Annotated in this window: 18 protein-coding genes; 11 read left to right on the top strand and 7 right to left on the bottom strand. The window is 40.9% G+C overall.

Going from position 1 to position 18,527, the window contains the following annotated elements; genetic code table 11:
• Positions 1–109 precede the first annotated feature (109 nt).
• From RMZ43_RS03955 to RMZ43_RS03935, 5 genes are all read left to right on the top strand, one after another.
• A complete protein-coding gene (locus RMZ43_RS03955) occupies positions 110–799 on the top strand; it encodes a class I SAM-dependent methyltransferase (RefSeq protein ID WP_322647515.1) in 690 nt (229 codons plus the stop codon).
• Between the two features lie 767 nt (positions 800–1,566).
• Complete coding sequence (locus RMZ43_RS03950; RefSeq protein WP_322647513.1) at positions 1,567–1,926, top strand: VOC family protein; 360 nt, start codon at positions 1,567–1,569, stop codon at positions 1,924–1,926.
• 28 nt (positions 1,927–1,954) lie between these two features.
• A complete protein-coding gene (locus RMZ43_RS03945) occupies positions 1,955–2,554 on the top strand; it encodes an arsinothricin resistance N-acetyltransferase ArsN1 family B (protein WP_322647512.1) in 600 nt (199 codons plus the stop codon).
• 353 nt (positions 2,555–2,907) lie between these two features.
• On the top strand, positions 2,908–3,957 hold the full coding sequence (locus RMZ43_RS03940; RefSeq protein ID WP_322647511.1) for an aliphatic sulfonate ABC transporter substrate-binding protein: 1,050 nt from the start codon (positions 2,908–2,910) through the stop codon (positions 3,955–3,957).
• A 44-nt stretch (positions 3,958–4,001) separates the two neighbouring features.
• A complete protein-coding gene (locus RMZ43_RS03935; protein WP_322654587.1) occupies positions 4,002–5,030 on the top strand; it encodes an aliphatic sulfonate ABC transporter substrate-binding protein in 1,029 nt (342 codons plus the stop codon).
• A 157-nt stretch (positions 5,031–5,187) separates the two neighbouring features.
• Here RMZ43_RS03935 and RMZ43_RS03930 read toward each other — a convergent pair whose 3' ends face one another.
• The 4 genes from RMZ43_RS03930 to RMZ43_RS03915 all read right to left on the bottom strand — a co-directional run bounded on the left by RMZ43_RS03930 (position 5,188) and on the right by RMZ43_RS03915 (position 9,654).
• On the bottom strand, positions 5,188–6,555 hold the full coding sequence (locus RMZ43_RS03930; RefSeq protein ID WP_322654588.1) for an LLM class flavin-dependent oxidoreductase: 1,368 nt from the start codon (positions 6,553–6,555) through the stop codon (positions 5,188–5,190).
• A 37-nt stretch (positions 6,556–6,592) separates the two neighbouring features.
• The gene (gene ssuD / locus RMZ43_RS03925; protein ID WP_322654589.1) at positions 6,593–7,729 is read right to left on the bottom strand and encodes an FMNH2-dependent alkanesulfonate monooxygenase; all 1,137 of its coding nucleotides are present in this window, start codon (positions 7,727–7,729) and stop codon (positions 6,593–6,595) included.
• Positions 7,730–7,746: 17 nt separating this feature from the next.
• A complete protein-coding gene (locus RMZ43_RS03920; protein ID WP_322647507.1) occupies positions 7,747–8,793 on the bottom strand; it encodes a sulfonate ABC transporter substrate-binding protein in 1,047 nt (348 codons plus the stop codon).
• Positions 8,794–8,898: 105 nt separating this feature from the next.
• Positions 8,899–9,654 carry a dienelactone hydrolase family protein gene (locus RMZ43_RS03915; protein WP_322654590.1) on the bottom strand — a complete coding sequence of 252 codons (756 nt, stop codon included), beginning with the start codon at positions 9,652–9,654 and terminating at the stop codon, positions 8,899–8,901.
• 149 nt (positions 9,655–9,803) lie between these two features.
• Here RMZ43_RS03915 and RMZ43_RS03910 point away from each other — a divergent pair, with 149 nt between their 5' ends.
• The 4 genes from RMZ43_RS03910 (at position 9,804) to RMZ43_RS03895 (ending at position 13,314) form a co-directional block, all read left to right on the top strand.
• Complete coding sequence (locus RMZ43_RS03910; RefSeq protein WP_322654591.1) at positions 9,804–10,217, top strand: GNAT family acetyltransferase; 414 nt, start codon at positions 9,804–9,806, stop codon at positions 10,215–10,217.
• Positions 10,218–10,262: 45 nt separating this feature from the next.
• Positions 10,263–10,697 carry a VOC family protein gene (locus RMZ43_RS03905; protein WP_322647504.1) on the top strand — a complete coding sequence of 145 codons (435 nt, stop codon included), beginning with the start codon at positions 10,263–10,265 and terminating at the stop codon, positions 10,695–10,697.
• 41 nt (positions 10,698–10,738) lie between these two features.
• Positions 10,739–11,761, top strand: a complete 1,023-nt coding sequence (locus RMZ43_RS03900; RefSeq protein WP_322654592.1) for an NADP-dependent oxidoreductase — start codon at positions 10,739–10,741, stop codon at positions 11,759–11,761.
• Positions 11,762–11,889: 128 nt separating this feature from the next.
• Positions 11,890–13,314: a collagen-like protein gene (locus tag RMZ43_RS03895; RefSeq protein ID WP_322654593.1), complete on the top strand. Its 1,425-nt coding sequence runs from the start codon at positions 11,890–11,892 to the stop codon at positions 13,312–13,314.
• A gap of 154 nt (positions 13,315–13,468) precedes the next feature.
• On the opposite strand, the gene RMZ43_RS03890 is transcribed toward RMZ43_RS03895, so the two are convergent.
• Positions 13,469–14,029, bottom strand: coding sequence for a nitrate transporter (locus tag RMZ43_RS03890; protein WP_322654594.1), 561 nt, complete (start codon positions 14,027–14,029; stop codon positions 13,469–13,471).
• Positions 14,030–14,498: 469 nt separating this feature from the next.
• Between RMZ43_RS03890 and RMZ43_RS03885 the strand changes: the two genes are divergently transcribed.
• Positions 14,499–14,903 (top strand): DUF4112 domain-containing protein, encoded by a 405-nt coding sequence (locus RMZ43_RS03885; RefSeq protein WP_322647500.1) that lies wholly within the window; start codon positions 14,499–14,501, stop codon positions 14,901–14,903.
• A gap of 103 nt (positions 14,904–15,006) precedes the next feature.
• Here RMZ43_RS03885 and RMZ43_RS03880 read toward each other — a convergent pair whose 3' ends face one another.
• Both RMZ43_RS03880 and RMZ43_RS03875 read right to left on the bottom strand, forming a co-directional pair.
• The gene (locus tag RMZ43_RS03880; RefSeq protein WP_322654595.1) at positions 15,007–16,125 is read right to left on the bottom strand and encodes a hypothetical protein; all 1,119 of its coding nucleotides are present in this window, start codon (positions 16,123–16,125) and stop codon (positions 15,007–15,009) included.
• Between the two features lie 144 nt (positions 16,126–16,269).
• On the bottom strand, positions 16,270–16,845 hold the full coding sequence (locus RMZ43_RS03875) for a TIGR04376 family protein (RefSeq protein WP_322647498.1): 576 nt from the start codon (positions 16,843–16,845) through the stop codon (positions 16,270–16,272).
• A gap of 149 nt (positions 16,846–16,994) precedes the next feature.
• Between RMZ43_RS03875 and RMZ43_RS03870 the strand changes: the two genes are divergently transcribed.
• On the top strand, positions 16,995–18,512 hold the full coding sequence (locus tag RMZ43_RS03870; RefSeq protein WP_322654596.1) for a DUF3131 domain-containing protein: 1,518 nt from the start codon (positions 16,995–16,997) through the stop codon (positions 18,510–18,512).
• Positions 18,513–18,527: the final 15 nt, after the last annotated feature.

Raw genomic sequence — 18,527 nt, 5'->3', positions numbered from 1 at the left:
AATATCACATAATTAAAGCTGAAATGCAAGTTTATTCGTTGAATACAAAATTTCCTTCAAAAGTCATAGCAACGTCAAATCTAAACTCAACGAAATCAGTAAGCAGGTGATGACAGATAATATTCTTGAACAACAGATTCAGTACTATCGCGCTAGAGCTAACGAATATGATGAGTGGTTCTATAGGCAAGGACGCTACGATCGCGGTGTCCAAGACAACCAACGCTGGTTTAATGAAGTAGCTGTTATCAAAAATACATTACACCAAATTGGCGTGGTAGATGATATTTTAGAGTTAGCCTGTGGAACAGGTATCTGGACGCAGGAGCTTTTAAATATCGGGAAAAAAATTACTGCGATCGATGCCTCTGAAGAAGTGATTACAATTAATCGCTCGAAGTTAAACTCACTGAGTGTTGAATATCACCTCATAGATATATTTACATGGGAACCTGCCACTGAATATAATTTAGTTTTCTTTGCCTTTTGGCTCTCTCATGTGCCGCCAGAATTACTCGATTCATTTTTGACAAAAGTCTATCAATCTGTTCGCCTTGGTGGACAAATATTTATAATTGACTCTCGCTTTGAACAAACATCAACGGCTAAGAATCATGTTCTTAAAGACGACGGAAACATATATAAAAGCCGAAAGTTAAATGATGGTCAAGAATTTCAGATTGTCAAAATTTTTTATCAGCCTGATGAACTTCAACATAAGCTCAAGCAGGTAGGTTTTCATGCTGAAGTGAACGTGACAGATAACTATTTTATCTATGCACATGGAGCAAAGGTTTAAATAATTGGTAACTTCTAATGAGTTACACCACGCTACGTTTGTGGTGCGTCTCGTAGAGAAGACAGTAATTCGTATTGATTTTAAATACATATTATACACTACTAGGTTCAGTATCATCCCGACTTTATAATCAAGACTCTGCGTTCTGACTGTTTGCATAGCCGCAATTACAGGAGAAGTTCATTTCTTAATACGCTTGGCTTAAAGTTTGATCCTCCCTAAACCCAGAGGAAACTTACCTCTATTTGGAAGTCCCTAATGATATCGTATTCGGTGAAAGACTTATCATTAAGACCGCAGGGGAGCAGTTCTTGCTGGGAGCAGGGGAAAAGAAGTTTTCCTAGTTTTTGCATAGATGCGGGAATTATAACTAATTAGGCGGACATGATATTAAGCCTCTCTTGAAAAATCCAGATTGGCAGAAACCTCCACTCCGGTTTTTGCTTAACTCCGACTTCTCTGTGTACCAACCTTTGCCTTTCAGTTTTAATGCTCTATTCGCCACGGTTTTATGCAAAGTTGTACCAAATACTGATGCTTCATCATGTATATATATTGGTGATAGCTATACAGATGACTTTTATAGGATTAAAGGAGTAGAAATGAAATGTATTTTAATTGACAACGAACAACGTTATCTAGAGCTAGGTGAACAAAGAGTTGAAGACCTTTTAAAGATGGAAGATAAATTATTGATCAATCTTAGTTAACTATGGTTGCTGAAGTAAAAAAATAAAATCCACTTGCTGCCTAACAGACAGTTTGCAATGCAAATTCTTAAAGTACTAACTAGAGTTTACCTTAGTCCGATAGACTTAGATGAGGCGATCGCTTTCTATGAAAACCTCTTTACAGAAAAATGTTGGTTGTGGTTTCAATATTCCGAAGCTGAGTTGGAACTCGCAGGTGTGGGTTCTATTCTTTTAATTGCTGGTTCAGCAGAAGCACTCTCTTCATTCAAGAGTACACATGCAACATTTCTTGTTGACTCACTCAATGATTTTCGAGAAGCACTTATTCAGCAGGGTGCAGTGATTCTGTCGGAACCTAACAAAGTTCCCACTGGAGCTAATATGCGAGCAATGCATCCTGATGGAACCATTATTGAGTATGTTGAGTTTGCTTGATTAATTTTTAGCCCAAAAGGGATGTGCTGTGAAGGCTACAATCAGACTAGCTAATGAAAGCGATGCATTGCAAATGTTGACAATTTATGCGCCAGTTGTGCGGGAAACTTCAATTTCCTTTGAGATACAGCCTCCTAGCAAAGCGGAATTTGAGGGGCGCATCCAGAATTATCAACAGCAGATGCCTTGGCTAGTGTGTGAAATTAATGGTGAGATTCTTGGTTATGCCTATGCTACTCCCTACCGGACTCGTGCCGCTTACCAATGGTCTGTAGAATCATCCGTATACGTAAATGTTGAACATCGCAGAAAAGGGGTTGCCAAAGCTTTGTACACTTCCCTTTTTGGGTTGCTGCAACTCCAAGGATTTTATAACGTTTTTGCTGCAATCGCTTTACCTAATCCCGCAAGTGTCGCTGTGCATGAGGCTGTCGGTTTTATATCTGTAGGTGTATTTCGCAGAGTTGGGTATAAATTTAGTGAGTGGCACGATATCGGATGGTGGCAACTATCTCTGCAACAAGAGCTACCCCTACCGATACATTCACCTCTTTCTTTAGTAGAAGTTCAAAAATTGTCTCTATGGAATCAAACTTTAAGAAGTGGACTCTGGCAACTTCGTATTTAACATTGGTGTTGCTTGCAGCTACTTAACATTTATACATAATTTCCCCTAAATTTATCTACAATAGAACATTCTGATACCAACTATACACAGAAAACTTGTCTTAGAAGCGTTGCTATATTTGCCGCTTGATTCTTACAGAAGTCTATGATAATATCCGTGCAACCAATAATACTGTAAATCGATTGATTTACCGTAGATTAAAATTTAATCGAGATTATGTCCCATTTACAAAGTTGCTGAATTAAATTTATCAGCTACAACTCTTATTTCATTTTCCAGCCAATTGCCAGTAGTGCAAAGGGCACAAATTAAGTATTCAAGAAACGAAAACATTAAATAATTACCACTGCATTATGGTAGAAATATCAAGCAAATCTCACTTCAAGCTATTCAATTACTTTCTACTGTTTTTAGTAGGTGGAGTGTTCACTTTATCTACGACTTTAGTCAGTTGTAAAGCACCAAGTACACCAGAACAAGCCGCTAACGCCTCTAATAGCACCAAGACAAAGGTCTTACACATGGGCTATATGACAGCTGGAGACTTACTCAAGATTAAAGGATTGTTAGAAAAACGTTTAACTCCACTGGGTATTTCTGTAGAGTGGTCAAAATTTGCTGCTGGGCCGCAACTTCTAGAAGCGATGAACGTGGGAAGTGTAGATTTTGGCTTTGTTGGTGAAACTCCGCCTATTTTTGCCCAAGCATCTGGCGTTCCTTTCGTTTATGTTGCTAGCAGCAAACCTGGTACTGGTGAGGGAACTGCTGTTGTAGTTGATAAAGACTCTCCAATTAAAACAATAGCTGACCTCAAAGGCAAAGGAATAGCCTTTCAAAGAGCTACTGCACAGCAATACTTCGTTCTGAAAGTTTTGGAAGAAGCAGGGCTGAAACTGAGCGACATTAAACACATTAACCTCACACCATTAGAAACTCGTGCAGCATTTGAACGTAAAAGTGTTGATGCAGCTGTAATTGGCGACCCCCACCTTGCCCTATTTCAAAAACTCGGTAGTATTCGGATTATCCGAGATGGTAAGGGGATTACTACCCAAGGAGGGTACTGGTTAGGCTCGCGTAATTTCGTCAAAGATAATCCTAAGGTAGTGAAAATCATTTTAGAAGAGGTTAATAACATCGGCAAATGGGCTGAAGATAACCCACGTAAAGTAGCCGAATTAATTTCGCCGGAAGCAAAAATTGATGTTCCAACATTAGAAATAGTATCAAAACGTCGGCTTTACACATTAAGACCCCTTAGTGAAGAAGTTTTATCAGGACAGCAGAAAATTGCTGATTTGTTCTATGAGCAAAAATTCATTCCTAAGAAAATCAATGTTAAAGAAGCGACACTTTCTTCAGACCAATATGCGGCTTTAACCCCTTCGGAAGTTAAGCCTTAAGCATTTACAGCCAACCTTAAATATCAAAAAATTGACATTACACTATGGTAACTAAAAAACACAACTTTCTAATATTATTAATGGCTGGAGTTTTTACCCTATCTACGACTCTAGTTAGTTGCAAGACACCGAATACACCAGAAAAAACCGCCGTTGCTGCTTCTAATGGCATTAAAACGAAGGTGTTACGAATAGGATATTTTACTGCTGCGGATATAACTAGGTCGAGACAAGTTTTAGAGAAACGCTTGAATCCATTGGGTATTAAGGTAGAGTGGGCACAATTTACCGCCGGGCCACAGCTTTTAGAAGCAGTGAATGTGGGCAGTTTGCATATCGGTGCTGTTGGTGAAACTCCACCCATCTTTGCCCAAGCGAGTGGTATTCCTTTTGTTTTGCTTGCTAATACTATACCCGGTACTGGTGAGGGTTCGGCGATCGTAGTACCAGAAGACTCTCCTATCAAGACTATAGCTGATTTAAAAGGTAAGCAAATTGCCTTTCAGAGAGCTACTGCTAGTCAGTACTTTGTGGTCAAAGCTTTGCAGGAAGGAGGACTAGAACTCAAAGATGTCAAACATCTCAATCTCATAGCACCAGAAACTCGTGCAGCATTATTGCGTAAGAGTATTGATGCAGCTGTATTAGGCGATCCTCACCTGGCTATATTTCAAAAAACAGAAAAGGTTCGGATTCTCCGTAATGCTAAAGGCCTTTCGACCCAAGGAGGCTATTGGATAGCTGCACGTAGCTTCGTTAAAGAGAACCCTGAATTAGTAAAAATTGTCCTTGAAGAAGTGTACAAATTAGCCAAATGGTCTGAAGCAAATCCACGAGAAGTTGCTGAAATTGTCGGGCGTGATACCAAGCTTGATTTGCCAACATTGGAAAAAATAGTCAAACGGCGGCGTTTTGGCTTGCGACCGATTACCGATAAGGTGATAGCAGGACAGCAAGAGATATCTGACTTATTCTATAAGCAAAAATTCATTACTAAGAAGATTAATGTTAAAGATGTGACTCTTTCTCCTGAAGAATATGCTGCGATAATCCCAGCAGAAATCAAACCTTAACTTTGGTGATAACGATATTGAAAGGAAGTGGAGTCAAAAAAATACACCTTTTTTAACTCCTTTTATAGCGATGAAGAGATTTGTATTCCAGATGTTCAGACTACGCAGAATTGTAGATTATTTTTGTATGTTTGAACTAACCGTAAGTTAAATAAAGTTAAGCGATCGCCACTTCAGGAGTAGCAACTTTGCTAAACTGATTTACCGGACGAGGTAAACCAAGATTTTCCCGCAGGGTTCGTGCTTCATACTCTGTGCGGAACAGACCGCGACGTTGCAATTCAGGAATTACCAAGTCAACAAACTCATCCAATCCTCCGGGCAACCAAGGTGGCATGATGTTAAATCCATCTGCCCCGCCATTGATAAACCAATCTTCTAGTTGATCGGCAATCTGTTCTGGTGTGCCCAGAATTTGACGATGCCCACGCGCTCCCGCTATCCATAAATACAGTTGTCGAATTGTTAGATTCTCTCTACGAGCCAGGTCAGTCAAAAGTTGCTGACGGCTCTTACCGCCGTTAGTCTCTGGTAAATCCGGCAAAGGCCCGTCCAACGGATAGCCGGACAGGTCAAATCCACCGATCATTGAGCCAAGCAAATTTAAGCCGACTACCGGATCGATCAACTCCTGAATCTGATCGAATTTGTCCTTAGCTTCTTGCTCAGTTTTGCCGATAACTGGGAATACACCAGGCATGATCTTGAGATGGTCAGGTGAGCGCCCGTATTGAGCCAGTCTTCCCTTCACATCTGTATAAAATGCCTGAGCTTCTGCCAGAGTCTGCTGGGCAGTGAAAATTACCTCCGCAGTTTGTGCAGCAAGATCCTTACCATCCTCGGAAGATCCAGCTTGAATGATGACTGGATAACCCTGGATAGGACGCGCTACATTTAGCGGGCCGCGCACTGAAAAATGCTCGCCTTTGTGGTTGGGAACGTGCAGTTTATTTGGATCGAAGTAAATACCCGATTCTTTATCATGTAAGAAAGCATCATCCTCCCAACTATCCCAGAGCTTGGTGACAACATCCACAAACTCTTTGGCACGCTCATAACGTAGCGTATGCTCCATGTGCTTTTCCCGATTGAAGTTTAGCGCTTCAGCTTCAGTGGCAGAAGTCACAAGATTCCAACCGGCACGACCGCCACTGAGATAATCCAGTGATGCAAACTTGCGGGCGAGGTGATAAGGCTCGTTGTATGTAGTCGATACTGTCGCCGTCAAACCAATGTTTTCTGTCACCACAGACAGCGCCGACAATAGGGTGAGAGGTTCAAAGTGGACGAGTTTACCATTGCGGCTCAAAACGTCGGCTCCTTGATTGCGGTCTCGCACAGCCACGCCATCGGCAAAGAAGATCATGTCAAATTTGCCGCGTTCTGCCGTCTGTGCCAGCCTTTTATAATGTTGAAAGTTCAAACCACCATCAGCTGGCGCTTCAGGGTGTCGCCATGACGCAACATGATGGCCAGTGCTTGGCAAGAATGCACCTAGTCTAAGTTGAGGTTTTTTCGTACTCATGCTTTTTTGAATTTTGAATGTGTGAATTTTGGATTGCTTACACAGGCTGTGGTTTGAGTAAATCTGTTTTGGTAACAAATTCACTGAATGTACTTGCAACCTGCTGCGGTAATGCAATTGCTGGAGTTTGTAGTGGCAAGCGAGGAAACAGCAATTCCGCAACTCGATAAGCTTCTTCGAGATGGGGATACCCTGAGAAAACGAAGGTATCAATTCCTAAATCGGCATATTCCAGCATTCGCGCTGCAACTGTCTCTGCATCTCCGACTAAGGCAGTACCAGCACCCCCACGCACTAAGCCAACACCTGCCCATAAGTTGGGGCTAATTTCTAAGTTTTGGCGATTACCCTTATGCAGTTGGGTCATGCGGCGTTGTCCTTCTGATTCAGATTGAGCAAACCGCCGATGTGCAGCAGCTATGGTTTCATCATCCACATACTGAATCAGTTCATTGGCTGCATCCCACGCTTTTTGCGTAGTTTCACGCACTATAACGTGCATCCGAATCCCAAAGCGGACTGTTCTACCTTGTTCTGCTGCTAATCGGCGTACCTTTGCAATCTTTTGGGCAACTTGATCTGGTGGTTCACCCCAAGTTAAATACACATCAATATGTTTGGCAGCAACTTGGAGTGCAGCATCTGAAGAACCACCAAAATATAAGGTAGGATAAGGCTTTTGTACGGGAGGAAATTGGAGTTTTGCGCCTTTAACTTTCAGATGACGACCACTATAGGTTACTTCTTCACCTTGCATGAGCGATCGCCAAATTGTCAAAAACTCATCTGTAAGTTCATAACGCTGATCGTGATCTAAGAAAATCCCATCTTTAGCAAGTTCTTTTGTATCGCCACCAGTGACAACATTTAGAATAATTCTACCGTTAGAAATCTGGTCAAAAGTCGCAGCCATTCTCACAGCTAAAGAAGGCGACATAATTGCTGGACGGAAGGCTACAAGAAACCTCAAGCGTTCCGTAACTGAAATTAACGAAGTAGCTACAATCCAGGTATCCTGTTTTTGTCCAGTACCAATCAACATCCCGCCATAGCCCAATTTATCAACAGCTTGAGCTATTTGCTGCATATAGGGATAAGTGGCTGGTCGCCTTCCAATTGTAGTACCTAAATAACGCTCATCTCCCTGTGTAGGTAAATACCAAAAAACTTCCATGTTACTATCTCCTGGCACTATTTTTGACTGATAGTTTCTGGTGTAATGGCTGCATATTGTTCGCTAGTCAACATCGCTTCCTTGATACTAATTGGTTTAGGAATAACTTTTTCTTTGGCAAACAAATCAGCTATCTTCTGTTGATTTTCCATGATTTCTGGCGTAATTGGTCTTAAGCCATAAGTTCGCCTTTCAACCATTGTTGTTAAAATATCTTCATCAATTTTGAGGTGAGGAATAGTAAGTTTTACAACTTCTGATCGGTTTTTATCAGCCCATTGACCTGTGTTATCTATCTCTTCAAGAATTAATCGCACTAACTTTGGATTTTCTGTGGCAAACTTTCGTGCCGCCATGTAATATCCGCCCTGAGTAGAAATGCCACTAGCATCTCTCAAAACACGAGCATTTGCCTTTTTTTCTGCTACAGCCAAATAAGGATCCCAAGTTACCCAGGCATCAATTTTTCCTTGAATAAAAGCATCACGGGCTTCTGAAGGTGGGAGACTGATGGCTTGAACATCACTATATTTCAAACCAGCCTCTTCCAAAGCTTTTATTAATAAGTAATGGGAAGCAGAACCCTTTTGAAAAACTATTTTTTTACCTTTGAGATCGGCTAACGTGCGAATTGGTGAATTCTTTTGGACTATAATTCCACTTCCCTTACCAGTACTGGGTTTATTACTAGCAACATAAACTAAAGATGTCCCAGCCGCTTGGGCAAATATCGGGGGAGTTTCACCTACAGAACCAATATCAACTCTACCTACATTCATTGCTTCCATCAGTTGTGGCCCGGCGGCAAATTGCGCCCATTCGACGGAAACACCCAAAGGCTGTAAACGTTTTTCTATTAATCCTTTTAATCTGACAATATCCCCAGAACTTTGATATCCCATTCGGACAATTTTGGTTTTCAACCCAGTAGTATTATTTTCTGAGTTTGCGGTTTGGACTGAGCAACTAATTAAAGTTGTTGAGATTGTTAATAATCCAGGTAATAGAAATAATGAAAAACGTTGGAAAATTTTAACTCGTGGCTGTTTTAAGACGGTAATCATGAACGTAATACGTTGTTTTTATTTGCTTTTGATTGACTATTTGACTAATATGTGCAGATATTTCAGTCATGGGAGCGTACAGGTGTATGCTCCTAATTCAAAGATTTAAACTTTTTGAAACTGAAGATTCTTTTGGAAAAGTTCTTGAACGTTTTTCCAAGCATCAGCAGCAGCTTCGGCATTGTAGCTGGCGCGATGATTGCAGAAAAAGCCGTGTTCTGCACCAGGATAGCGGAAGATAGCATGAGGAATGTGATGTTTCTTCAGTTCCGCCTCGATCTGCTCTGTTTGCTCCAAGGGGATTCCTTTATCTTCAAGACCAAAGAATGCGTAAATCGGGCCTTTAATCTCTGGAGTGCGTGTAATGGTTGGTTCTCCACCACCGGGAGTTGAGTTAGGAATACCGCCACCATAAAAGGAAGCTGTAACTTTAATATCTGGTAACGTGGCAGCTAGGTAAACGACGTGACCACCAAAGCAGAAACCAATAGAGCCGATCGCATCTCCTTGCACGTTTGGTAGGCTTTTTAAGTAGGCGATCGCAGCCTTAATATCACTCAATATTTCATCTGCTGTTGTCTGCTCTTTATACCCTCTTCCTTTCTGGACATCTTCAGGGGTGTATCCACCCTCGAAACCGGGAGCGGTGCGTTGAAATAAAGTCGGTGCGATCGCCACATATCCCTCTTTGGCAAATTTCTCAGCAACTTCCCGAATGTGAATATTGACGCCAAAGATTTCCTGAATCACGATAACAGCTGGGAATGTTCCCTTTTGTGCTGGTTCCGCTAAGTAAGCATCAATTTGCAAATCACCGTTAGGGACTTTAACTTGAGCGGTGCGAATTTCTGTGTTTGTCATCTTAGGGATTAGCTAATTGCTTTCAGGACGAAATGTTTTATGGTAAGTTTTGTACAATATTACTTAAACTTTACCGATTTACCGTAGTTTTCTAGAGTAGTATTTCACAAACAATGGGCAAAGGCAAGTCCTTTGATTTAGAGATGTAGATGAATATAAGACCATATCAAGAATCTGATGCTGAATCAGTCAGCGCTCTGTGGGATGAGGTGTTTCCTAATAATCCATCGCACAGCAGCCCAAAATTGGTCATCAGTCAGAAGCTTGCTGTACAGCCTGAGTTGTTTTTCGTTACGGAGATTAACTCCGTAATTGTAGGTACTATCATGGCAGGATATGACGGCCATCGCGGTTGGCTATATACAGTTGCGGTCAGTCCTCACTATCAACGACAGGGTATTGGTAGCAAGCTAGTGCGGCACGCAGAACAGGTATTGATAACGATGGGATGCCTCAAAATCAATCTCCAAGTCCGTGTCTCCAACGCAGAAGTGGTTGAGTTTTATAGAAAACTTGGCTATCTCATCGAAGAACGCATCAGTATGGGAAAGCTTGTCGTATAGGTGATTGTAGCGTTGCCAAATTTAACCCAAACCAGGAGAAAATTTATGAAGCTTACAGCAGTTCATCATATTCAAGTAACCTATTCTCTAGAAGTGGAGGATGCAATGTTGTTTTTCTACAGCAAAGTTTTGGGATTGACTGAAATTCCTAGACCTGAGGTAATGAAAAACGATTCAGGAGCGTGGTATAAGTTGGGAGATATCGAACTGCACATTAGTAAAGAGAAAAACACCAATAACCAAGCATCTAGACGACATTATTGTTTTCAAGTCGATAACTTGAAAGCCTTTGAGGAACATCTAAAAGGACATGGAGTAGAAATTATTCCCGATCAACGACCAATTCCAGGATGTGTAAGGTTTTTCCTGCGCGATCCCGGTGGGAATCGGATAGAAATCGCAGAGTTCGTCAATAGTACTTTTATCCAACTACAAACAGAGGATTTGCTATTAGAAAGACCTTCAGTAACGTTATCTTAGATACCAAGAAATTGTCAAATTAATTTAGAGTAAAATAATTTATGTCTGATTTAATTAACAAACAAATTATCCTTAAAACTCGTCCAATCGGCGAACCAAAGGAGAGTGATTTTGCTTTAGTAGAAACACCAATTCCTGAACCGGGTGAAGGCGAAATTCTTAGCCGCACAATTTATCTATCTCTCGACCCTTACATGCGTGGTCGCATTAGTGAAAGCAAGTCTTATGCTGCATCAGTAGAATTGGGTTCAGTTATTGTGGGTGGTACAGTCAGTCAAATAATTACATCAAATCATCCTCAATTTCAAGTTGGGGATTTTATTCTTAGCAATAACGGCTGGCAAACTTATGCTGTCTCTAAGGGTGATACACTGCGTAAACTTGATCCTACTCAAGCACCTTTATCTTATAGTCTAGGTGTATTGGGTATGCCAGGTCTGACTGCTTATGCTGCTCTACTTGATATCGGTCAGCCGAAAGAAGGTGAAACTGTTGTGGTTTCAGCCGCTTCTGGCGCTGTCGGTGCAGTAGCAGGTCAAATTGCCAAAATTAAAGGTGCGCGAGTCGTGGGAATTGTCGGGAGTGACGATAAGCGAGATTATATAGTTAAGGAATTAGGTTTCGATGTTGGCATTAACCGCAAAACTCAAGAACTTGATTCAGCGCTCAAAGAAGCTGCTCCGAATGGGATTGATGTTTACTATGACAATACAGCTGGTGTAATTTTAGAAGCTGTGTTGCAGCAAATCAACCTTGGGGCAAGAATTCCATTAGTAGGTTTGATTTCAGAGTATAACGCTACATCTACTCCACCAGGGCCTAATTTAAGACCATTACTTATTAAGCGGGCCTTGATTAAAGGTTTTCTAGTTGGTGATTACCAACATCGATTTAATGATTTTTTGCGTGATGTTTCTGGATGGTTACAATCTGGTCAACTCAAGTATAGAGAAGATGTGGTTAATGGTTTAGAGAACGCTCCTGGTGCATTCATCGGTTTACTTAGAGGTGATAATTTTGGCAAGTTGGTTGTTAAGGTTAATGACGACCCAACAGCAGCTTGATCGGCTATTAAGCTAGGTGTGTGCTATGTTGACGCAAATCAGTAGCACATTACTAAAGAAAAGGGAGCAAATTGTTGAAAATCAGCGTCAGTAGTAGATAATTCAACTAAAGTTTTAGGTATAACTAGATGCACAATGTTTTTAGGAGTAAGCTCCCACTACTGCTGACATTCTGCTTATTTACTAGCTTTTTGCCTGTCTCTAGTTCAGTTTTATGTCCCGCCGTTGCTTCTGACGAATACTATAAAGTAGCCAGAAATTATGGCAGAGATGGACGCACAGGAAGCGATGGACGATCGGGTAGAGATGGTAGAAGTGGTGAAAACCAAAATATTTTTGTCAATGGTTCATCCGTTAATCTGGACTTGTCCGGTAAAAATGGTGAAGACGGGGAAGATGGGGAGCATGGCGATCAACCTGATTGTAGTTACCAACGCGATACTCAGGGCGGGCAACGCCTACGCGTCAGCCACGACATAAATGCACCAAATGGTGGTAATGGCGGTAACGGTGGCAAAGGAGGAGATGGAGGAAATGGTGGTTCCCTCACACTGTATTACAGCAATTTAGCCAACTTACGGAACGTTTACGTTCGGGCCACTGGTGGAGAAGGCGGGCGCGGTGGTAGAGGTGGTAACGGTACTAAGGGTTGCAACTGTCACAGACGGAGATGGGAAGTGAAAACCTGCAAGGGAACTCCTGGTAGCCCTGATTATAAATGTACTGAAAATGTTTATCGATGTAGCGACGGTAACGATGGGCAAGATGGCAGCGATGGTAGCGATGATAGCCAAGGGCGCTTAGGAAGTTTGAGTATTGTCAATAGCAAGGAACTTTTGGCAACTGATACTCCAACTGTGAAGCTAGCAATTTCGGAACTGGCAAACCAACAGTTCAACCTCTCGAAAAATAAATGGAATCAACGCATGGGGGCAACTTCTCTACTTGCGCCTGGTTCTGCGATCGCTGATAATTACCTTGAGTTTGAACAGCGTCTAGAAGAGGCTTTTCAACTAGTTTGGCAAGAAAGACAACCTATCGCCAGCTTTGGCAATCAAGCTGTAACACTAAATTTAACTGATAACAAACAAGTAGAAATTACTTTCCCTGAAGACTTATGGGTTGAGGGTAACACCAAAAGTGAGGCTAACTTGACAACATTTACCGTTAACCATGCCATTCCCAAAAAAGATGTTACCCGGTTAGCGGTGGCAGAGTTTGCCGATGCAGGACAAAACCTCAACTTAAAAATAGTCGATTTGGCAGCAAAGTCTGATACTATTAATACTCAATTTCGCGTAAAATTCCGCGCCCAAGATAGCTTATACGGTTTTTCTGGTTACAAAACTGAATATGAAGGGGATATTCCTAACGAACTTGTGACTCGTGACTACAACCGTTTTACTCTAGCTTTGGGCAAACTTAAAATTCCTGATGAAGCTTTACGCCCTGGTATCAACGTTGATATTGAAGTCGTAGCAACTCGTTCTTTGGGAATACGTTCTGCGAAACAAACTATTAGCTGGCAGGGTGCAATCCGCAAGCCTAGATAAAGAGGAGTCAGAAAACATAATTCAGAAATCAGAATACTCCACCCATGTTCGCGTTACGCGTAGCTTGCAACTTTTACAGAGTACGCAGACTCGCTACTGCTGCCCTATCATGCTGAATTCTGACTCCTGAGTTCTGAATTCTTCTTTATAAAATTTAGGAAGATTTTTTCCCATCTGAAACCATTTGCGAGAGAATATAGGCTGCGAAATCTAGTAATTGATCTAGCATAAAGCCAATGATACCGATGTAGAGGATCTCTTGGATTATGTAATCGGCATTGCCAGCTTTATAAGCATCCCAAAGGGTAAAGCCAAGTCCTCTTGGGCCGATTAACATTTCTGTAGCAATAACTATAAACCAGGCTACCCAAATGCTAACTTTCAAAGCGTGAAATAGATGAAATATAGCTGCTCGAAAGTTCTTATTCTGTCTATGAAAATGCCGCATTCCTATTGCCGTATTAATAATCATCGTCCAGAGAGTTCCTAAAAAAACTACTATAATAGCAGCCGATTCACTCTCTTGAAATGCTATTAGGCTAAGAGGTAGCAAAGCTATAGGTGGGATACTATGTGGGATTTGAAATATTAGCCTAAATAGCTGATAAATCATGCTATTTAGACCTATGAAATATCCAATAAAACTACCTAAAACAACGGCTGGAATGTAACCGACAAATAACCGTTGTAGGCTAGCTAAAATGTCTAAAAACATATTATTCTCTGTGCCTCAGTTCTCATGAAAACCTTTTGGGAAATACTGTGGCAATAACACAAAATAGGAATAGAAAAGTGTATTTAATTACACGTTATCTTTGAACACCGTAAGATTTTTGATATTTTTTCTCCTTGATGACTAGTCAAAAACTTAAGTATTCTTACGATGTGCTAGTAGTAATACAAAGAAGAGGTAAAACTTTGCTTTACTAAACCTTATCAGAAAAATAAATCTTGATTAGTAAATTAAATACAATTTCCAGAATTTACTTGCTTGATAATTGTACTAATACCAATTATTAATGAAGTTGTACAAAATCAAGCTTGGTCAGACTGTGACTTGAGCAAATTGTTCGGGAGCAATTTCATAGCGTCAGTGTGGGTAGTCCACTACCTTTTCTTTCTGACGGTACAGGACAAATAATTAGAAATGGTGCAAATTAAGAATAGTGTAAATATCAAAAATTATGGACGCTGCTAAACGCCTTGCTACTCTCAATCGCATCCGCAAACTCAGCCGTCTGATGGATACATCTATACGCATCCCTCTAACAGGTTTTCGCATTGGAATAGATCCAATTATCGGTTTAGTTCCAGGTGCTGGTGATTTAATCAGTACAGCGTTTTCAGCTTACATCATATTTTTAGCTACCCGTTTTGGCATCCCACGTCAAGATTTAACCAAAATGATTTTTAATGTTGGTTTAGAAGCAGTCGTTGGTACTGTGCCTTTAGTGGGTGATTTATTTGATGCTTTCTATAAGTCTAATATTCGCAATTTGGCAATTTTGGAGCAACATTTGACAGTAGTTGAACCAAAACTCAAAGAAGTGTCTGATGAACTTTATTCTGATAAGTTCAGGCAAGTTTAAGTTAGTGGTCATAGTATCACTAATCTTGTTACTGCCTCTCCCCTATCAATCTTTGGAAATCGCTAGATAAAGGAATTTGAGTTTTATCTGATAATGCCTTTAACTACCCAAGTTTGATACCGTGTTGGTTGAGTATATTTACCAGCAATTTTTTAAATATGCCACTTAGGATACCAATAAGAGGAGTAGGAACAGTTAGGAGATATCGGCGAAAAGTTTTGACATCAAAAGGCCAAACTGGCAACTCATCGGTCATAGTATATAAAGTGCGTAGCTGCTGAATTTTTTCAGATTTTTTCTTGAAGGCTTCTGTGTCTTCAGCCAGACTAGTATAAATCCCTGAATAATCTGATCGGAACTGCCGAGCAATTTTATCTAAAGACTTTTCTTTAGCTCTTTTCATACCGCTATTTGCTGCTAGCAATGGCCCAAAAAAACATCCCATTGATATAAAAATATACAATGGGATTACCAGATGAACAAACCAGAATCCTTTTCCGACATCTTGTGTAATCACCTGATACTCAATCACGCCAATCCAGATACCCAAAACAGCAACTAGATAGGCAGTTTTAAGCGAATAATCACTGAGACATCGAAGACCACCACAGCGATCGGGATGAAGAGGATTAATATCTAAATCCTTGTTTCCTAAAATTCGATAGAAAATCCAAATATTTGTAATCAAATTAATGACAAGTATACTACCCATATATACGACTGCGAATGTGGCAATCGTAATGGTTAGTCCTGGCAGGAAACTAGAGCTAGTCCAACTCTCTTCTAATCTAGGTCTGATGATAAAAACAATAGTGCTGAAAAAGAGAGCGCTGGCAAGTGCAGAGAGTTTGCGCCATTTTTGGGAATAGAGGTTAATAACAAATTGATCAATCTGAAATTTGTCTATTTCTAATACGTCAGATTTTTCCAGGTCTTGAATTACTTTATCGATTGCTTGAAAACTCCACAAGTAATATCCCAATGTTACTGGATTAATGAAAAGTCCTACTAACCAGGGAATCCAGTCTTTAAGTAACCCCATCTGTCCCTGCTTAGACCACAGCGTATTACTTATCCATGCAGTAAACAGATAAACTACAGTAGCAGTGACTCCTGCCAACAGTCCAAAAGTTAGAGGAGAAAGACGAAATTTTTCAATTACTAGATACGCAACAGGATCAAATCGGTGAAGGTTTCGTTTGTGCGAAATATCGTAATTCATTTTTCTTTAAAAATGAGTCAGGTCAATAACACCATACATATTTAGGGGTAATTGTGCCAATTTCGACAAACAAAATATAGTAATAAATCTGGTGAGCTACTAAGGGACTTCCAAAAAATAAATTATCCAAAATTATCTTTACGATTATTTTCCTAAATTCCGCTTCATTTGTTCTAACTCATCCTGAGTTTCCCAGCTACGGAACTTCTCTTCTAAGTCATCAAAGCCACCAGAATAACTGCTAGTTTTATTCGACCAGCCGCTAGTTTCAAAACGCTGCTGGGTTTGCGCTTTAGCACGGGCTGTCTGTGCTTCGGCTGCTTTAGCTTGCACTTCCTGTCGTCGTTGCTGAATTTTTCGCAGTAGTTCTTGAGATTGGTTAATGCGTTCTTTCAGCCCTTGCATGTGTCCCCAGCGCTGATTTCCTTCGCGCAACAGGGCTGCTTCTCGTTCACCTGCCGCACTTGCCAAATCTTCTCTGCCGGCGTTTTTGGCTTTTTGAATACGGATATGCCAACGCTGAATTTCTTGAGCGGTGGACAGAATTTCTTCTTGCGATCGCTTCTCTTGTAATTTTAAATCTGCGATCAGCTTTAATGTCCCTTCTTCTTGCTCACGCAGCTGTTCTAGCAGCGCCTCTAACTCCAAATGTGGATTGTTACGTAAGAATTCTTCTAAACGGTTTTCAAGAAACCGACTCAAATCATCAAATAATCCCACTGCTAGAACTCCAGAGATCGGGTGCGTGACTATTTTATTGTAGTAGTCAGGTGAACTTCTGAGTGTTAGTTAGATTTAAAAATTGGGAAGAATGTATTTGGTGAAAATACGCAAGCAACACTAACCTACAAGATAAGGCTTTAATCAGTATGAGTTCTGATTTTCAACCGCCATCTAAGAGTTTGTCCATACTAGCTTCGGTCGGAGGAATCGTTACCGGTCTGATAGCGATCGCAATTTTAAATGTTTGGTCTAAGCAAGTTCCCAAGACTTCCATAGAAAAACCTGATATATCAACATCCCAAACTGTTGCACGACAATTGGTACAACCCGAGAAATCCCAACGCCCTGTTGCTGGTGCTAAAGAACCTGAAATAGTTGCTAGTCTTGATGCGAAATCCGTAGTTTTACCAGGTCAGCCCATTCCTAAGAACCAACTAACTGTATCAATAATTTCATACATTGCTCCTAGCATTGGAAAATTGACCCCAGAGGAAACGACAACTGCCCGTCAAGCTTGGTCATACTTCCAGCGCAACTGGAACGATGAAACTGGTTTAGTCAATTCCGTTGATGGCTTTGCCTCTGTCAGTATGTGGGATCAAACAGCAGCGATCGCAGCTTTAGTCAGCGCTAAAGAACTCAATATCGTGGCTGCGGCTGAATTTGATGCCAAAATGACTAAAATGTTGAAAACACTGGCATCTATGCCTTTATACAAAGGGGAGCTACCCAATAAAGTCTACAATGCTAAAACCCTTGTACCCGTTAATTATGGTCAACTAGAAAAACGCGAAGAAATTGGTTGGTCAGCCATAGATTTAGGGCGGATGGCAATCTGGCTGAAGATTGTCGGGACAAAATATCCAGAGATGCAGCGAGAAGCAGAAGCAATTTGGCAACGTTGGCAAGTCAAGCGTTTGACCAAAAATGGACAAATGTACGGTACTGCCGTTATCAAAGGCAAAGAACAGTACAATCAAGAAGGTCGCTTGGGCTATGAGAATTATGCTGCTTATGGTTTAAAGCTTTGGGGCTTGAATGTTACACAAGCATTGGATTATCAATCCCATACTGCCTTTGTTGATCTTTACGGACAGGGAATTCCTTACGACCAACGGGACTTCAAAAACTCTGGAGCCAATAACTATGTTCTTAGCGAACCTTATATCTTAGATGGCATCGAAACTGGGTTTCAAGCTTTGCCTAAAGCTTATGCCGATCGCATTTTAGCTGCTCAAGCAGCACGTTATGAAGCGACAAAACAATTAACTGCTGTTACTGAAGACAACTTAGATCGCCCCCCATACTTTGTTTACAGCAGCTTGTTTGTCAACGGAGAACCTTGGGCAACCATCGCAGATACCAGAGAAAAACACAACGATTTGCGGTTCCTCAGTGCCAAAGCTGCGATCGGTTGGCATGTGCTTTACAATACTACTTATACTAGCCAGCTATTTGATTTTGTCCAAGCTAACCTTAAATCTAAAGACGGCTGGTACAACGGCTTTTATGAGTCTCTGCGTCAGCCGAATAAAACTCTTACTGCCAATAATAATGGTGTAATTCTAGAAAGCTTGCTGTATAAAAAGGTTGGACAACCACTCACCGTTTGGGCAGGAGTTAAAAATCAGAATTTAACCCAAAGGCCTATCAGAACACCGTAAGTTACAGCTAAGATT

Origin of the sequence: Nostoc sp. CmiVER01 (assembly GCF_034531135.2) — a bacterium.
GTDB lineage: Bacteria > Cyanobacteriota > Cyanobacteriia > Cyanobacteriales > Nostocaceae > Nostoc.
The sequence above is the reverse complement of the archived record's forward strand: the minus strand, read 5'-3'. Positions and strand labels throughout refer to the sequence as shown.

What these genes read in the sequence shown, in the direction of transcription:
- RMZ43_RS03930 (WP_322654588.1), bottom strand. Translation starts at nt 6,555, where the DNA reads ATGAGTACGAAAAAACCTCAACTTAGACTAGGTGCATTCTTGCCAAGC.
- RMZ43_RS03915 (WP_322654590.1), bottom strand. Translation starts at nt 9,654, where the DNA reads ATGACAAACACAGAAATTCGCACCGCTCAAGTTAAAGTCCCTAACGGT.
- RMZ43_RS03950 (WP_322647513.1), top strand. Translation starts at nt 1,567, where the DNA reads ATGCAAATTCTTAAAGTACTAACTAGAGTTTACCTTAGTCCGATAGAC.
- RMZ43_RS03880 (WP_322654595.1), bottom strand. Translation starts at nt 16,125, where the DNA reads ATGAATTACGATATTTCGCACAAACGAAACCTTCACCGATTTGATCCT.
- ssuD (WP_322654589.1), bottom strand. Translation starts at nt 7,729, where the DNA reads ATGGAAGTTTTTTGGTATTTACCTACACAGGGAGATGAGCGTTATTTA.
- RMZ43_RS03940 (WP_322647511.1), top strand. Translation starts at nt 2,908, where the DNA reads ATGGTAGAAATATCAAGCAAATCTCACTTCAAGCTATTCAATTACTTT.
- RMZ43_RS03905 (WP_322647504.1), top strand. Translation starts at nt 10,263, where the DNA reads ATGAAGCTTACAGCAGTTCATCATATTCAAGTAACCTATTCTCTAGAA.
- RMZ43_RS03955 (WP_322647515.1), top strand. Translation starts at nt 110, where the DNA reads ATGACAGATAATATTCTTGAACAACAGATTCAGTACTATCGCGCTAGA.
- RMZ43_RS03885 (WP_322647500.1), top strand. Translation starts at nt 14,499, where the DNA reads ATGGACGCTGCTAAACGCCTTGCTACTCTCAATCGCATCCGCAAACTC.
- RMZ43_RS03870 (WP_322654596.1), top strand. Translation starts at nt 16,995, where the DNA reads ATGAGTTCTGATTTTCAACCGCCATCTAAGAGTTTGTCCATACTAGCT.
- RMZ43_RS03910 (WP_322654591.1), top strand. Translation starts at nt 9,804, where the DNA reads ATGAATATAAGACCATATCAAGAATCTGATGCTGAATCAGTCAGCGCT.
- RMZ43_RS03890 (WP_322654594.1), bottom strand. Translation starts at nt 14,029, where the DNA reads ATGTTTTTAGACATTTTAGCTAGCCTACAACGGTTATTTGTCGGTTAC.
- RMZ43_RS03920 (WP_322647507.1), bottom strand. Translation starts at nt 8,793, where the DNA reads ATGATTACCGTCTTAAAACAGCCACGAGTTAAAATTTTCCAACGTTTT.
- RMZ43_RS03935 (WP_322654587.1), top strand. Translation starts at nt 4,002, where the DNA reads ATGGTAACTAAAAAACACAACTTTCTAATATTATTAATGGCTGGAGTT.
- RMZ43_RS03895 (WP_322654593.1), top strand. Translation starts at nt 11,890, where the DNA reads ATGCACAATGTTTTTAGGAGTAAGCTCCCACTACTGCTGACATTCTGC.
- RMZ43_RS03900 (WP_322654592.1), top strand. Translation starts at nt 10,739, where the DNA reads ATGTCTGATTTAATTAACAAACAAATTATCCTTAAAACTCGTCCAATC.